Here is a 15,600-nt window from a genome sequence, read left to right on the forward strand (position 1 = left end):
GTCGGGTCCTAGTCGTCGAGGTCGTCGTCGACGTCGTCGTCCGGGTCGTCGGTGTCCTCGTCGTCGCCGTCGTCGTCGTCGGGATCGGCGGGTGCGGGCGCCGGGACGGGGACGACCGGGACGGGCGCGGTGCCTCCGCTCTGCTCGGCCGGCGGGACCTGCTCGGTGGGTGCCGTCGGCGCCGCGGGAGGCGCCGCGGGGTCCGTGGCCGCAGGATCCGTGGCGGGCGCCGTGCTCCCGGGGGTCTCCTCGGAGCCCGGCGCACGGCTCGGGCCGATGACCGGCGTCGAGCCGATCTCGGTCACCTGCTGCGGCTGCTGCATCGCGCCGGCGACCGTCACGACGCCCCCGGCGATCGCGGCGAGGCAGACGGCCGCGCCGACGGCGAGCAGGACGGGACCGCGTCGGGTCATGGGCTTCTCCTGACCGGTGGGGCCGGTGTCGGTCGTCGGACGGAACAGGGACGTGATCGATCGTCTCACGGGGCGAGGATCCTCTCGGTGGTGCGGGCGAGCGACCGGGCGGCGAGCGAGCGCCACGCCGGTCGGAAGAGGTAGAGGCAGGCGAGGCGGAGGCGTGCGGCGCTCTCGTACGCCTCGAGGCGGTGCGGAGGCACTCCGGCCCGCTCGGCGGCGCGGTCGACGATCGCGGTCGCCGCCGCGGCGGACGCGGCCGGCAGCAGCCCCTGGGCGGTGCGCAGCCGCAGATGCGCGCGCAGGTTGCCGAGGTCGAGGGCGGCCTCGGCCCGCGCCGCGGTGTCGAGGTCGAGCAGTGCCAGGCGCCCGTCGTCGGAGGCGAGCAGCTGCTTGTCGTGCAGGTCGCGGTGCGCGAGGACCAGCGGCTCGGCGGAGCCGGCGAGGAGGGAGCCGGCGGCGCGGTCGGCGGCGGCGAGGACGTCGGCCCGTCGCTCCGGCGGGAGGAGGGTCGCGGCGTGCGCCGCCCAGGTCGCGACGACCGCGGCCTCCGCCTCCGGGCCGTGCACCGGCAGGTCGGAGCCGGCCTCCGGCAGGAGCGCCCAGCCCTCGGCCCAGCGCTGCCAGACCGCGCGCCACTGCTCCGGCGCGGTGCGGGGGTCGGCGCCGACCTCGAGCACGGTGCGGCCGGGCAGCGCCGAGAAGCGGACGAGACCCTCGGGATCGTCGTCGCGGTGGAGCACCCGGGGCAGGTCGAACCCGGCGGCGAACGCCTCGGCGCTCGCGTGGGCCGCCACGACCGCGGGGGCGGCGTGCGGGCGGAGCACCTTCAGGAAGCTGCGGCCGTCGGCCGCCCGGATCACGGCGCGCCGCCGCGGCCGGTGGACGACGACCGCTCCCTCGCGGCGGGCGTGCGCGAGGGCGGGGAGGCGGCGGTCGGTCCCCGCGGGCAGCAGCTCGACTCCGCGGTCGGCGCTCCAGTGGCCGCCGCGGACATCGGCGGACCCCTCGGCGGACGCCTCGAGATCGGCGCCGTCGGGAGCGGGCCACGCGCGCGACACGGTCCACGTCACTCCGTCCTCGATCACCGCGGACGGCACGCCGCTCAGCATGCGAGCACCCCTTCGGCGCGGGCGACGGCGGCCTCGACGCTCTCGCGCCAGTCCGGCCGGGCGGTGCGGAAGGGCTCGACGGCGCGCAGCAGCAGGCTCGAGGCGGTGCGGCGGCGGAGAGCCTCGGGGTCGACCACTCCCCCGGCGCGGCGGTAGGCGTCGAGCAGCGCGGGGCCGAGGGCGGATCCGCGGGGCTCGGCGGCGAGGAGGCCGCCGAGGTCGCGCTCGGGCTCGTCGATCCGGACGCGGTCGAAGTCGATCAGGCGGACGCCGTCGCCGACGAGGACCTGATCGGCGGAGAAGTCGCCGTGCACGACGCAGCGGCGCCGTCCGACCACCGGCAGCGCCGCGGCGAGGCGCTGGAGGCGCACGGCGAGGGCGGGGACGAGGTCGGCGAGAGCGCGGACCGCGACGGCCGTCTCGTCGACCGAGCCGTCCGCCACGGGCACGTCGTGCACGGCGTGGAGCCGGGCGAGCGCGACTCCAGCGGCCGCCGCGGCGTCCTCGGAGGGGCGCTCGGCGAGGTCGCCGTCGCCCCACCACTCGGTGGCGGACGCTCCGTCGCCGATCACCGTCGGCACGAGGACCGGCACGCCGCGCGCGGCCAGGGCGGCCTGCACGCGGGCGACGTCCGCGACGCGGGACGCGGCTCCGGGAGCCACGATCTTGACGACGCGGGAGCCGTCGGCGAGCACCAGGCGGCGGTGCGGGTTGTGCCGGAGCACGCGGGCGCCGTCGAGCAGGGCCGGCTCGCGGCGGGCGAGGCGGCGGAGGGTGGGCGAGAGCTCGCGGTCGGCGCGCACGGGACCGCTGACCGCGCCGAGCTCGGGGTGCTCCCGCAGGACGACGCCGATGCGGGCGGCGCGCTCGCGGGTCTTCTCGAGCTTGGCCGGATCGGCGTAGGCGGCGATCCACGCGGGGCCGTCGGGCGCGTCGAAGGCGACGACCACGTCCGCTCCCCGCTTCCAGCGGCGGCGGGTGACGAGGGCGGGGTGGTCGAGCGCCTCGGCGAGCCGGGTCGGGTCGAGGAGGGAGGCGAGCGCGGGGAGCGACGGATCGCGTCGGGCGAGATCGGCGACGGCGGCAGCGGTGGCGACGGTCATGCGCGCACCTCCGCCGCGGTCGAGGAGACCTCGGCCCGGCGGAACCAGGCGGCGACACGGGAGTCGCTGCCCAGCAGCTCCTGGGGGCTGCCGTCCTCGACGATGCGGCCGTCCTCGAGCCAGAGCAGGCGGTCGGCGCCCGCGATCGCGGCCGGGTCGTGCGTGATCGAGATCGTGGTGCGCCCGCGGGTGAGCTCGGCGAGCGACTGCGCGACCTGCGCGCGCGCCTCCGGATCCAGCCCCGTCGTCGCCTCGTCGAGCACGACGACCGGGGCGTTGCGCAGGAGAGCGCGGGCGATGGCGATGCGCTGGCGCTGTCCGCCCGAGAGGGTGCCGCCGCGCTCGCCGAGCACGGTCTCGAAGCCGTCGGGCAGCGCGACGACGAACTCGAGCGCGTTCGCGCGGCGCGCCGCCTCCTCGACCTCGGCGTCGGTCGCGTCGAGCCGGCCGTAACGGATGTTCTCGCGCACCGTCGTGGCGAACAGCACCGAGTCCTGCAGCAGCAGCGAGATGCTCGAGCGCAGGCTCGACAGCGTGGCGTCGCGCAGATCCGTGCCGTCGATCGCGAGGGAGCCGCTGCGCGGGTCGGAGGCGCGCACGAGCAGGCTCACGAGCGTCGACTTGCCCGCGCCGGACGCACCCAGGAGGCAGACGTTCTCGCCCCCGCGGATCTCGAGCGAGAGACCGGAGAAGAGGGGACGGCCGTAGCCGTCGTCGACTCCGATCGACCGGAACGAGACGGCGCCGACCGTCGTGACCAGGTCGCGCGCGTCCGGGCGGTCCTGCACCTCGATCCGCTCGTCGAGCAGATCGGCGACGCGCTCGCCCGAGGCGGCCGCGCGCGCGATGCGGCCGGTGTACTTCGCGAGGTCCTTCAGCGGGCGCATGGCGATCTTGAGGTACATCGTGAAGACGACGAGGTCGCCCGGAGTCATGACGCCCTCGAGCACGCGCCAGCCGCCGCCGACGAGGACCAGCGCGGTCGCGGCTCCGACGATGACGTCGGTGCGGCGCTCGAGCGCGGCGGCGAGGCGGCGGGCCTTCACGCCCTGGTGCAGGGCGGTCGCGTTGCCGCGGTCGAACGCTCCGCCGACCTCCTTCTCGAGTCCGTAGGCCTGCACGACGCGAATCGCGCCGAGGGTCTGCTGGGCGGTGTCGGCCAGGGCGCCCTCGCCCTTGCGGGTGGACCGCGACGCGCTCGTGATCGAGGTCGAGCTGCGCCGGGACGAGACGAAGTAGACGACCGCGGCGGCGACCACGACGAGCGTGAGCAGCGGATCCAGCCACAGCATCACGACGGTCAGCACGACCAGGGTGATGATGTTGCCGACCAGCGGCAGGCCCGCCGTGACCGCGACCTCCTGGAGGCGGCCGATGTCGCCGACCAGGCGCTGCACCGTGTCGCCCGCCGAGGACACCGTGTGGTACCGGAGCGACAGGGCCTGCACGTGGGCGAAGACGCGGGCCCGGAGCGAGGTCGCGACCCGTGAGCCGACCAGGGCGAAGGCGATCGTGGAGAGGTAGGCGGTGATCGCGCGCAGGCCCACGAGGCCCAGCAGGATCGCTCCGCACGCCACGAGCAGGCCGATCGTCGCCGGCGGGGTGCCGGCGTTCGCACCCGCGGTCGCGCCCAGGCTCGCGCTGACGCTGTCGATCACGATCTTGAGCGGCCACGGCTCGAGGACCCGGAGGATCACCTCGGCCAGCAGCGCGACGAGGCCGCCGAGCATCAGCAGCCGGTGCTCGCGCAGGTGCGGGCGGACGATGTGGAGGCTGCGGCGCAGGGCGCCGGGGTCGGGGGTGGTGCGGCTGGTGCGGCTCACGCGGCGGCCTCCTCGGGTCGGGGCAGGGCCGCGAGGATCCGCTCGAGCACCTGCGCCCAGTCGTGCTCGGCCACGGCGGCGGACCGGGCGGCCTCCCCCATCGCGCGTCGGCGGGCGGGATCGGCGGCGAGGGACGCGATCGCCGCGGCGAGCGCCTCCGGCCGACCCGGTTCGACGACGAGACCGGTGACGCCGTGGCGGAGGATCGACGGGATCTGCCCGACGCCCGTCGCGACGACCGGGAGCCCCGCGGCCAGGTACTCGTAGACCTTCAGCGGCGAGAAGTAGTCCTCGGCGGCGCGCGCCGGGTAGGGGGCGACTCCGATGTCGAGGCGGGCGAGCTGCGCGGGCATGTCCTCGGGCGCGACGGCCCCGGTGAACTCGACGTCGAGGCCGAGGCGCCGGGCCTGCTCGCGGAGCGCGGGGCCCTCCGGTCCGTCGCCCACCACGAGGAGCCGAGCGACCGCGGGATCGAGCCGGGCGACCGCGTCGAGCAGGGCGCCGACTCCGTGCCACGGCTTGAGCGTGCCGACGAAGCCGACGGTGAGCGGGCCGTCGCCGCGCACGGCTCCCGGCACGATGCGGCGGGTGTTGACCCCGTTGGGCACCACGAGCGGAGCGACGGCGCCGTGCTCCGACGCCCAGCACGCGACGGGAGCGGAGACGCACGCGACGACCGCCGCCGAGGCCAGGACCGCGCGGGTCGCGTCGAGTGCCCCCTGCTCGTCGAGGAGCACGCGGTGCTCGCGCTGCTCCTCGACGAGCGGCGAGTTCACCTCGAGCACCGCGGGCACGCCGAGGGCGCGCGAGACGAGAGCGGAGGCGCGGCTGAAGAGGGAGTAGCGCTCGTAGACGAGGTCGCAGCCGTCGAGCACCACCGCCTCGGCGAGGTGCACGGCGGCCTCGGCGACCGCGCGCTCGCGCTCGGCCGGGGCCTGCACTCGAGTGCGGTGCTCGAGCACCGGGACGTCGGCGAGATCGGACGGGACGCTGTCGCCGGCACGGGCGCAGTAGACGCGCACCTCGTCGCCGCGGGAGCGGAGGGCCCGGAGGATCTCCTGGACGTGGACGGAGGAGCCCTTGCTCCCGAAGACGGGCACGCCGGGGTCGGCGCAGACGACGGCGACGCGCATCACGCCACCGCCGTCCGGGCGGCCTCGCGGGTGAGCCCCGCGAGGGTCCGCGCCTGCACGCGGGAGTCGAACTCGCGCTCGACGAGCGCGCGGGCGCGGGCGGTGACTCCGGCGGTGTCGAAGGCCGGGTCGGCCACGCGCTGGAGCGCTCGGGCCAGGTCGTCGACGCGGCCCGGCCGGCAGAGCAGACCGGTGTCGCCGTCGCGGACCACCTCCGGGATCCCGGTGACGGCCGTCGAGATGCACGGCACCCCGGTGGCCATGGCCTCCAGCAGCACGGTCGGCAGCCCGTCCGCGTTGCCGTCGGCACCGACGATGCAGGGTGCGACGAAGACGTCGGAACGGCGCAGCAGGGCGGCCACCTCGTTCTGCGGCACCGGCCCGAGCAGCCGGACGCGCGACTGGAGGCCCGCGGAGCGGATCCGCTCGGCGAGGGAGCCGTGCAGCTCGCCGCCGCCCGCGATCTCGACCTCGACGTCCTGGCCGCCCGCGGCGAGCATCGCGACCGCTTCGACGAGCAGCGCGAAGCCCTTCTTCTCGACGAGACGGCCGACGGCGGCGACGCGCAGCGCGCCGGTGCGCTCGGGGCGCGGCGAGAAGGCGAACCGCTCGAGCTCGAGCCCGTTGTAGACGCGGCGGACCCGGTCGGAGGCCTCGGGGAAGCGCGCCGCGAGGTGCAGCACGTTGTAGTCGCTGACGGTCGCGGCGAAGCTCGCGTCGGCGAGCTTGCGGGCCAGGTCGGCGGAGTCGACCGACTCGTGGAACAGGTCCTTCGCGTGGGCGGTGAAGGAGTAGGGCACCCCGGTCAGCAGCGACGCGAGCCGGGCGACGGTCGTGGCGCTGGAGGCGAAGTGCGCGTGCAGGTGCGTCACTCCCTCGCGCTGCACGGCGGCGGCCAGCTGCACGGCCTGCACGGCGTCCTCGGGGCTCGCGCGCAGCAGCTCGGGCAGCAGGCGGCCGACCGCGGCCAGGAGCTCCGGCGACTGCTCCGCGGTCCGCAGCCCCTGCCAGAGAGCGGATGCCTTCAGCGGCTTGCCGAGATAGCGCACGGGCGCGCTCACCCGGGCGAGCTCGGGGTGGAAGCGGGGGTCGTCGGGCGCTCGGAGCGAGAAGATCACGAGGTCCTCGCCGGCGGCCTCGCGGGCCAGGATCTCGGAGACGACGAAGGTCTCGGAGAAGCGGGGGTAGACCTTCAGGACGTAGGCGGTGCGGGGCATCGGGATTCCTCCGGTGGGCGCGGTCACGGACGGGGGCGGGTCAGACGGCACGGTCGGCCTGCTCCTGAGCGGTGCCGCGGGCCGCGGCGACGAGGCGGGCGGCGAGCGGGCCGACGGCGGCGAGGCCGTCGAGGTCGATCCCCGTGCGGTGCACCTCGGTGCCGACGCTCGCGGCGAACCAGGCGCCGAGCCGCTCGGCGGTGACGTCGGCGGGGTCGAGCACCTCGACGGCTCCCCGGGCGGCGAGCGCGTCGGCGCGCAGCCGCTGCTCTTGGCGGCGGTGCGTGCGGGGCACGACGAGCGAGGGGACGGTGGTGCTCATCACCTCGCAGACGGTGTTGTAGCCGCCCATGCTGACGACGGCGGAGGCGCGGCGCAGCAGCGCGAGCGCATCCGGCACCGAGCGGACGACGGTGGTCGCGGGGCCGGCGGCGGCGCGGATGGCGCGCCGGTGCTCCGCGGGCATCTGCGGGCCGGTGACGACGACGTGGCGGTAGCCGGCCGGCAGCTCGGCCGCGACGGCCGCCTCGGCGATCGCGCGCCCGTCCGATCCTCCGCCGACCGTGGTGAGCACGAAGGGCTCGTCGACGACGGAGTGGCCGGTGCCCAGGCGCCCGTTCGCGAGGAAGCCGGTGTGGGCGACGAGGTCGTGCAGCCCGGGCGGGATCTCCCCCGTGGCCGCGAGGTCGTGGACGCTCGGGTCGCCGTAGACCCAGACCGCGTCGTAGAGCTCGCGGACGGCGGCCGCTCCCCCGACGGCCTTCCACTCGGCCGCGGTCGCCGAGCGGCGGTCGAGCACGTCGCGCAGCCCCAGCACCACGACGGCGGCGGGGTTCGCCGCGCGGACCGCCCGCAGCGCCGGCTCGAGCTCGCCGTGCACGCCGAACGCGTGCCGGTCGACGATCACCATGTCGGGGGCGAAGGCCGCGAGCCCGGCCCGGACCACTCCTCCGCGCAGGCTCGTCAGGGTGCGCAGCTCGACGTCGAGGTGCCGCGAGCGGTAGCCCTGCTCGCCGGTGGTGACGCCCGGCAGCGCGAGCCAGTCCCAGCCGTCCGGAGCGGCGAACGCGGTGGCGGAGGACTGACCCGTCACGAGGAGGCCGGTCACCTCCTCGCCGAGCAGCTCGGGCAGCGCGGTGTTCAGGGCGTGCGCGAGAGCGACGTTGCGCCGGACGTGTCCCAGCCCCACGGAGTCGTGCGAGTACAGGGCGATGCGGATGACCATGGCGTTCCCCTCAGCGGCGGTCGCGGCCGGGGCCGCGGCGGATCCTCGACCCGTGCTCACAGCCTCGTGACGCGGCGTAAAGCGGGTGTGAGACGAGGATGAGAGGCGTCTCATCTGCGCGCTCCTCGCCGGGAACAGTTCGGACGCCTCCCGCGTTGCACGCTGCATGCCTTCGACGAGCAGCAGCACCACCGCCCCCTCCCGCGCCTCGATCGACACCACCGAGTCGGCGCGAGCCGGCTGGGAGTCGTGGCTCGCGCGCCGCGCCGAGCGGGTCACCGGCCCCCGCGGCGACCTCGCCCTGGTCGAGACCCGCTGGCTCGAGTCCGGCGAGAGCGTCGACGACGAGACGGCGCTCGCCGGGTACGGACCCACCGCGACCCTCTCGCGGATGCGCCGACCGAACCTCGAGACCGGCGAGGAGGAGTACGGCTACCGCGTCTGGGACGCCGCCTCGGAGGGCGTCCGCACGTTCGACGCCATCGAGACCTTCCCCTTCGACGCCGCATGGGTGCTCGAGGCCTGGTTCGAGCCGGTCGACGGGGAGCGGACCATCCCGTTCGAGCACCTGCGGGACAACGGGGCGAGCCGCGAGCTCGTCGTGCCCGGCGACATCACCTTCTCGCTGGTCGACGACGGGCGCGCGCACGAGTACACCGTCGCCGCGTTCGACGACGGAGGCACGCTGCTGGTGCCGTTCGGCGACCCGACGAACCGCTCGGACGACCCGGATCTGCAGAGCTACCCCGTCGGCCGCTTCCTCGTGGTGCAGCGCCTGGGCGGCGCGGCCGACGCCGGCACGCCCGGCCCGGTCCTGCTCGACTTCAACCGCGCGTACATCCCGCCCTGCGGCTTCTCGCCGCACTACAACTGCCCGCTGCCACCGGCGCAGAACCGCCTCGGCGTGCCGGTGACCGCCGGCGAGCGCCGGGTGCTGCGCGCGGCCGCCGCGTGAGCCGCCCGCGACGACGCGCGCCCCGATGAGCCGCTTCGGCCGTCGTGGCAGCTTCTGGGTGTCCACCCTGGTGCTGGCGCTGTGCCTCTGGTCCAGCGGTGCCCCGTCGGTGCTGTACCCGACCTACGCGCAGGAGTGGGGCCTGTCGTCGGTCGTCGTCACCTCGGTCTTCGCGGCATACCCCGCGGCGCTGCTCCTGAGCCTCCTGGTCGTCGGCGACCTGTCGGACGTCATCGGCCGCCGGCGCACGATGCTGCTGGGGATCGCGCTGATCGCGGTCTCCGCGATCGTCTTCTCGCTGGCGGGCGGAGTCGCACTGCTCTACGCGGGTCGGGCACTGCAGGGCGTCGGCACGGCCCTCGCGCTCAGTGCGGCGAGCGCCTCCCTCGTCGACAACAACGTCTCGGCGAACCCGCGGCTGCCGTCCTCGCTGACCACGGTCTCGACCTCGACAGGACTCACCCTCTCGCTCCTGGTCTCGGGCGCGCTGGCGCAGTACGCGCCGCTGCCCCTGCAGCTGAGCTACTGGGTGCTCGCCCTGGTGGGACTGCTCACGATCGTGATGCTCGCCCTCAGCCGCGACGACCGCCCCGAGGGCGCGGCCCGCTGGCGCCCGCGGCTCCCGCACGTCGCTCCAGGGCTCCGCACGGTCTACGTCGGCGCCACGCTCGCCGTCTCGGTCGCCTACGCCACCGGGGCTCTCGTCCTCTCGCTGGGCGCGCAGATGGCCCGGGAGCTGACCGGTGCGACCGACCTGCTCGTGATCGGCTCCGCCCTCGCCCTGTCCTCGGTCGTGATCGGAGTGACGGCCCTCGCGATCCAGCGCGTCCCCGCGCACACGCTGATCGTCACCGGCGCCGGCGCGGCGATCGCCGGGCTCGCGCTGATGGAGTGGGCCGCGTCGAGCGGCTCCTTCGCCCTCTTCCTCGCCTTCAGCGTCGTCAGCGGAGTCGGCTACTCCCTGAGCTTCTCGGGCGGGCTCTCCCTCGTCGGCCGGGCGGCGCCGGCCGAGCACCGCGGTTCGATGATCTCGGCCGTGTACCTCGTCAGCTACCTCGGCCAGGCCGTCACGGCGGTCGCCGCCGGAGCGCTGGCGACGTCGCTGGGGCTCGAGCTCGCTCTGGACCTCGTCGCCCCCGTGGTCGCCCTGCTGTGCGTGGCGGCCGGAGTGGTCGCGTTGCTCGACCTGCGACGCCGCCGGATCGCGGTGCGGCCCGCGAGCGCCTAGCGCCCGGTCAGGGCAGTCCGACGCGCCACGAGCTCCTCGAGCAGCACGCGCTCGTCGACCGCTCCCGTACGACCGCCGCGCCCCGCCACCTGCTGCTGACGCAGGTGGGCCAGCCGGGTGGCCGAGCGGAGGAACGCGCTCATCGCCCGCGGCCGGTCGCCGCCCGCGGTCCGCGCCCAGCGCATCGCCGTCCGGCGCCCCTCCGCCGTGCCGATCATGCGCACCTCGGCGGGCGAGAGCCAGCCGGCCGCGGCGTAGTCGCCGAGGCGCTCGAGGGTGACCCGGCGCTCCTGCCGCCGCAGCAGCACGACGACCACGACCGCGACGACGAACAGCGGCACCTGCACCACTCCGTAGAAGCCGAACCAGTCGGCGACCAGGAACGACGAGCCGTTCCACAGCGCGTGCAGGAACACCGCAGCGGCGAGGCCGAGCAGCGCGATCGGCACGGCCGCACCCGCGTGCCGCGACACGGCGAAGCCCAGCGCCGCTCCGGTGCACGAGGTGAAGAGCACGTGGGCGAACGGCGAGAGCACCCCGCGGAGGAAGAACGTGACCGCGAGCGAGCCGAGCCCGCCCTCCACCAGAGCGCTGCCGAAGTAGAGGATGTTCTCGACGAAGGCGAAGCCCGAGGCCACGACCGCCGCGTAGACGATGCCGTCGACGGGTCCATCGAAGGTGCGGCGCCAGATCAGCAGGATCAGCAGCACGCCCAGTCCCTTGGCGCTCTCCTCGACGAGCGGCGCCTGGACCACGGCGCCGACGAAGTCGGATCCGCTCGGCTGCTCCCCCGAGGCGTAGACCGCGATCTGCACGCCCAGGTCGACCAGCAGCGAGATCGCGACCGATCCCGCCGCGCCCCACAGGAACGCGAACCACAGCCCCAGGGGCGCCTCCGGCTCCCAGCGGTCGACCCAGCGCACTCCCGACAGCACGACGAGCAGCGGCACCAGCGCGACGACCGCGCAGACCGCCGCGGCGCTCACTCCGAGCCCCAGCACCACGTAGGCGAGCACGAGCAGCAGCAGGACCCCCAGCAGCGCGACTCCGAGGGCGCCGAGCACGGTCGGGACGATCGAGGGGCGGCCGGGAGCCGGCGGCGGATAGGCGCTCATGGGGACCGACAGTAGGGCACCGGCGGCGAGCGCCTCCGGCGGTTGACAGGACGGCGCCGGCCTGCCGTGTCCGATTCCCGCGACCACGGAGGCCGTCCGCGTGACAGGCTCGGGTCGTGCCCGTCTCCGATCCGCTCTTCGAGGAGCGCTACCGCGCCGTCGCCTCCCGCGACGCCCGCTTCGACGGCCGCTTCATCACCGGGGTGCACTCGACCGGCATCTACTGCCGGCCGAGCTGCCCCGCCACGACGCCCCGCGCAGCGAACGTGCGCTTCTACCCCACCGCGGCCGCCGCGCACGAGGCCGGGCTGCGCGCCTGCAAGCGCTGCCTGCCCGACGCCGTACCCGGGTCGCCGGAGTGGAACCTGCGCGACGACACGGCCGCCCGCGCCATGCGCCTCATCGCCGACGGCGTCGTCGACCGGGAGGGCGTCGAGGGCCTGGCGTCGCGACTCGGCTACGGAGCGCGTCACCTCGGCCGGATCCTGCGCGAGGAGCTCGGAGCACCTCCGCTCGCCCTCGCCCGGGCCCAGCGTGCGCAGACCGCGCGACTGCTGCTCACCGGGACGGAGCTGCCCGTGTCGGAGGTGGCCTTCGCGGCCGGCTTCGCGAGCATCCGCCAGTTCAACGCGACGATCGCCGAGGTGTACGAGCGGACGCCGAGCGAGCTGCGCGCCTCGGCCCGCGGCGGCCGCACCGGGGTCGCCGTGCAGCCCGGCGCGACGACGCTCGAGCTGCGGCTGCCCGTCCGAGCTCCGTTCGACTCCGGCGTCCTCGACGCGCTCGCGGCGTCGGCGATCCCGGGGCTGGAGGAGGGGGGCCGCGGCCGTCACACGCGCTCGCTCCTGCTGCCGGGCGGGCCGGCCGTCGTCCGGCTGGAGGTCGACGGCGGCGCGGTGCGCTGCACGGCGACCCTCGCCTCCGTCGCCGACATCGCTCCGCTCGTCTCGCGGGTGCGCCGACTGCTCGACCTCGACGCCGACGCGCGCGCGATCGACGAGGCACTCGGTGCCGATCCGGTGCTCGCCCCGCTCGTCGCGGCGACCCCCGGGATTCGGCTGCCCGGCTCCGTCGACCCCGCCGAGACCCTGGTGCGCGTCCTGCTCGACGGGCGCCCCACCGTGCTGGCCCGGCTGGTCGCGCTCCTGGGCGATCCGCTGCCCCCGGCGCTCGCCGGCGCGGGCGTCTCGCGCATCTTCCCCTCCTCCGCCGTGATCGCGGCCGAGGGAGCCGCGGCGCTGGGTCGAGCGGCCGAGACCGTCCGCCGGGTCTGCGGCCTGCTCGCCGACGGTTCTCTGGGGCTCGACGCCGGAGCGAGCCGCGAGGAGCTGTCGGAGCGACTGCTCGCGGTCCCCGGCGTCTCGGCCAGGACCGCCGTGGCCGTGGCCATGCGCGTCACCGGCGATCCCGACGTCCTGCAGACCGGGGACCGCGGCGTCCGACGCGGAGTCGCCGCGCTCGGCCTCGCTGCCGCTCCTCTCGCGCTCGCCGCGGCCGGACGCCGCTGGGCTCCCTGGCGCAGCTACGCCGGAGAGCACCTGCGGCGCGCGGCCGACGATCCGCGGCGGGCTACTGGTCCGCGGCGGGCGGGATGATCGGCAGGGCCGCCGTCATCGCCTCGATGCCGGACAGGCGCGCGGGCGAGATCAGCCGCAGCACCTCCTCCCGCGACATCAGCCCCGCCTCGACGACGAGATCGGCGACGTTGCGCCCGGTCGCGAGGGCCGCCTTGGCGATCGCCGCCGACGCCGTGTAGCCGATGCTCGGCGTGAGCGCGGTCACGACGCCCACACTCGAGGCCACCATCGCCTCCAGCCTCGCGGTGTTCGCGGTGATGCCGTCGATGCAGTTGACGCGGAGGGTGAGGCAGGCCTGGGTCATCCAGGTGATGCTCTGCAGGAGCGAGTGGGCGATGACGGGCTCGAAGGCGTTGAGCTGGAGCTGCCCCGCCTCGGCCGCCATGGTCACGGTGACGTCGGCGCCCGCGACCGAGTACGCCACCTGGTTCACCACCTCGGGGATCACCGGGTTGACCTTGCCGGGCATGATGCTCGAGCCGGCCTGCCGCGGCGGCAGGTTGATCTCGCCGAAGCCCGCCTGGGGCCCGGAGGAGAGCAGGCGCAGGTCGTTGCAGATCTTCGACAGCTTGATCGCCGAGCGCTTCAGCGCGCTCGAGAACGACATGAAGACGCCGGTGTCGCTCGTCGCCTCGACGAGGTCCTGCGCCATCTCGAGATCGAGGTCGGTGATGTCGTTGAGGTGGCGCACCGCCGCGGCGCCGTAGCGGGGATCGGCGGTGATGCCGGTGCCGATGGCGGTCGCTCCGATGTTGACCTCGGCGAGGAGCCAGATCGTCTCGGACAGGCGCGCGTGGTCCTCACCGAGGGTCGTGGCGAAGCCGTGGAACTCCTGGCCGAGCGTCATCGGCACCGCGTCCTGCAGCTGCGTGCGCCCGACCTTCAGCACGCCGCCGAACTCGACCGCCTTCTGCGAGAACGACCCGCGGAGCAGCGCCAGCTCGTCCAGCAGCCGACGCAGCGACCAGGTCATGGCCATCTTGATCGCCGTCGGGTAGACGTCGTTCGTCGACTGGCTCCGGTTGACGTCGTCGAGCGGATGGAGGGTGCCGTAGTCGCCCTTGGGGCGCCCGGCGATCTCGAGCGCCACGTTCGCGACGACCTCGTTCGCGTTCATGTTCGTGGACGTGCCGGCACCGCCCTGGATCACTCCGACCACGAACTGGTCGTGGAACTCGCCGTCGATGATCCGACGGCACGCGGCCTCGATCAGCTCGGCCTTGTGCGCGGGGAGGGTGCCGAGCTCGGTGTTCGCGCGCGCGGCGGCGAGCTTGACGGTCGCCAGCGCCCTGACCAGATCCGGGTAGATCGAGATCGGGCGCTTCGAGATGGGGAAGTTCTCGAGGGCCCGGGCGGTGTGGATGCCCCAGTAGGCGTCGTCCGGGATCTCGAGCGAGCCGAGGGAGTCGCTCTCGGTGCGGGTCACGGCCGGTCCTTCCTGGTCGCTCTCGGGGAGGGTGCTCGATGAGAGGGTCACGTCAGCTCCGTTGCTGTCGTCGTGCGGCCCCGGGGGTGCAGGGGGTCCGCGGTCTGCGCCGCCAGCCTACGCCGGAGGCGGGTCGCGGCTGCAGGAGCGGAGCGGCCGCGGCGGCGCGCACGGTCTGCAGGGGTCCGCACGGCCTGCAGGGGTCCGCAAGGTCTGCGGGTACCTGTGCGATCTGCAGGGGATCCGGGGTCTCCGCACGGGCGTCATAGAAAGGAATGCGCTTTTCCCCTCAGATCCCCTGCAGATCGTGCGCACCTCGCTCGCAGATCCCCTGCAGATCGTGCGCCCGCCCGCCCCGGACTCGCGGCGGATCACCCGGGAACCGTCCGTCGGCCGTCCCCGCGGCGTGGTTTCATCGTCGCCAGGGCTCCCGCACGGCCGCGACGGGAGCCGCGATCGGAGGATCCCATGCAGCAGACGACCGCGCCCGGCCCGATGATCGGCCTGACCACCTACCGCGAGCGCATCGTGTCGGACGTCTGGGACCTCGAGGCGCCGTACCTCCCCGCGAGCTACCTCGACTCCGTCACCCGGGCCGGCGGAGTCGCGCTCCTCCTGCCGCCGCAGCCCGCCTCTCCCGACGTGGCCCGCGCCGTCGTGGACCGCCTCGACGCCCTGGTGATCACGGGCGGCCTCGACATCGATCCGGCCCTCTACGGTCAGGAGCCGCATCCCGAGACCGACCTCCCCCGCCCGGACCGGGACGCGTGGGAGGACGCCCTGCTGACGGCCGCCCTCGAGGCCGACCTGCCGCTGCTGGGGGTCTGCCGCGGAGCCCAGCTGCTCAACGTCGCCCTCGGCGGCACGTTGCACCAGCACCTGCCCGAGGTCGTCGGCGACACCCGCTACCAGGCGGCCGGCGGCGTCTTCTCGCACGTCGACGTCGCCATCGCTCCGCAGTCACGACTGGAGGACCTGCTCGGCGTCCGGTCGCTCGTCGCGAAGGTGCACCACCACCAGGCGGTCGACCGGGTGGCGGAGGGCCTCCTCGTCACCGCGCGGACGGCCGACGGCACGATCGAGGCCGTCGAGCTGCCGGGCCGGCGCTTCGCCCTCGGCGTGCAGTGGCACCCGGAGGAGGACTCCGCCGACGACCGCCTCTTCAGCGGCCTCGTCGCCGCGGCCCGCGGGCACCGCGACAGGGCGGCCGAGAGCTGAGCCGTCGGCGCGGCCGCTGCTCCCGCGAGTCGGCGCGGACCGGTTTCTAAGGGCA

At 75.2% G+C, this 15,600-nt stretch carries 13 protein-coding genes; 4 read left to right on the plus strand and 9 right to left on the minus strand.

Annotated features, from left to right (window positions below):
* Window positions 1-8: 8 nt before the first annotated feature.
* The 7 genes from ASF48_RS14800 to ASF48_RS14830 are packed head-to-tail and all read right to left on the minus strand — an operon-like array spanning window position 9 to window position 8,026.
* Window positions 9-482 carry a hypothetical protein gene (locus tag ASF48_RS14800; protein ID WP_055793432.1) on the minus strand — a complete coding sequence of 158 codons (474 nt, stop codon included), beginning with the start codon at window positions 480-482 and terminating at the stop codon, window positions 9-11.
* Window positions 479-1,525: a hypothetical protein gene (locus tag ASF48_RS14805; RefSeq protein ID WP_055793434.1), complete on the minus strand. Its 1,047-nt coding sequence runs from the start codon at window positions 1,523-1,525 to the stop codon at window positions 479-481. The genes ASF48_RS14800 and ASF48_RS14805 overlap by 4 nt, the downstream gene beginning before the upstream one ends.
* Window positions 1,519-2,628, minus strand: coding sequence for a phosphotransferase family protein (locus ASF48_RS14810; protein ID WP_055793436.1), 1,110 nt, complete (start codon window positions 2,626-2,628; stop codon window positions 1,519-1,521). Before ASF48_RS14810 ends, ASF48_RS14805 begins: the two co-directional genes overlap by 7 nt.
* Window positions 2,625-4,451, minus strand: coding sequence for an ABC transporter ATP-binding protein (locus ASF48_RS14815; protein WP_055793438.1), 1,827 nt, complete (start codon window positions 4,449-4,451; stop codon window positions 2,625-2,627). Before ASF48_RS14815 ends, ASF48_RS14810 begins: the two co-directional genes overlap by 4 nt.
* Window positions 4,448-5,584 (minus strand): glycosyltransferase family 4 protein, encoded by a 1,137-nt coding sequence (locus tag ASF48_RS14820; protein WP_055793440.1) that lies wholly within the window; start codon window positions 5,582-5,584, stop codon window positions 4,448-4,450. The genes ASF48_RS14815 and ASF48_RS14820 overlap by 4 nt, the downstream gene beginning before the upstream one ends.
* Window positions 5,584-6,801: a glycosyltransferase gene (locus tag ASF48_RS14825; RefSeq protein ID WP_055793442.1), complete on the minus strand. Its 1,218-nt coding sequence runs from the start codon at window positions 6,799-6,801 to the stop codon at window positions 5,584-5,586. Before ASF48_RS14825 ends, ASF48_RS14820 begins: the two co-directional genes overlap by 1 nt.
* A gap of 40 nt (window positions 6,802-6,841) precedes the next feature.
* Window positions 6,842-8,026, minus strand: a complete 1,185-nt coding sequence (locus ASF48_RS14830) for a glycosyltransferase family protein (RefSeq protein ID WP_055793897.1) — start codon at window positions 8,024-8,026, stop codon at window positions 6,842-6,844.
* Window positions 8,027-8,192: 166 nt separating this feature from the next.
* Between ASF48_RS14830 and ASF48_RS14835 the strand changes: the two genes are divergently transcribed.
* Entirely contained in the window at window positions 8,193-8,981 is a 789-nt protein-coding gene (locus tag ASF48_RS14835) for a DUF1684 domain-containing protein (protein ID WP_055793444.1), read from the plus strand.
* 25 nt (window positions 8,982-9,006) lie between these two features.
* Window positions 9,007-10,209 carry an MFS transporter gene (locus ASF48_RS14840; RefSeq protein ID WP_055793446.1) on the plus strand — a complete coding sequence of 401 codons (1,203 nt, stop codon included), beginning with the start codon at window positions 9,007-9,009 and terminating at the stop codon, window positions 10,207-10,209.
* On the opposite strand, the gene ASF48_RS14845 is transcribed toward ASF48_RS14840, so the two are convergent.
* Window positions 10,206-11,324 carry a PrsW family intramembrane metalloprotease gene (locus tag ASF48_RS14845; protein WP_055793448.1) on the minus strand — a complete coding sequence of 373 codons (1,119 nt, stop codon included), beginning with the start codon at window positions 11,322-11,324 and terminating at the stop codon, window positions 10,206-10,208. The two genes, ASF48_RS14840 and ASF48_RS14845, sit on opposite strands and share 4 nt — an antisense overlap.
* Window positions 11,325-11,440: 116 nt before the next feature.
* Between ASF48_RS14845 and ASF48_RS14850 the strand changes: the two genes are divergently transcribed.
* Window positions 11,441-12,919 (plus strand): DNA-3-methyladenine glycosylase 2 family protein, encoded by a 1,479-nt coding sequence (locus ASF48_RS14850; protein WP_055793451.1) that lies wholly within the window; start codon window positions 11,441-11,443, stop codon window positions 12,917-12,919.
* Here ASF48_RS14850 and ASF48_RS14855 read toward each other — a convergent pair.
* The gene (locus tag ASF48_RS14855; protein ID WP_055793453.1) at window positions 12,894-14,378 is read right to left on the minus strand and encodes an aspartate ammonia-lyase; all 1,485 of its coding nucleotides are present in this window, start codon (window positions 14,376-14,378) and stop codon (window positions 12,894-12,896) included. The genes ASF48_RS14850 and ASF48_RS14855 overlap by 26 nt on opposite strands.
* A 417-nt stretch (window positions 14,379-14,795) precedes the next feature.
* On the opposite strand from ASF48_RS14855, the gene ASF48_RS14860 reads away from it, so the two are divergent.
* Window positions 14,796-15,545 (plus strand): gamma-glutamyl-gamma-aminobutyrate hydrolase family protein, encoded by a 750-nt coding sequence (locus tag ASF48_RS14860; protein ID WP_082481563.1) that lies wholly within the window; start codon window positions 14,796-14,798, stop codon window positions 15,543-15,545.
* Window positions 15,546-15,600: the final 55 nt, after the last annotated feature.

The sequence above is a fragment of the Rathayibacter sp. Leaf299 genome, assembly GCF_001423055.1.
Lineage (GTDB): Bacteria > Actinomycetota > Actinomycetes > Actinomycetales > Microbacteriaceae > Rathayibacter > Rathayibacter caricis.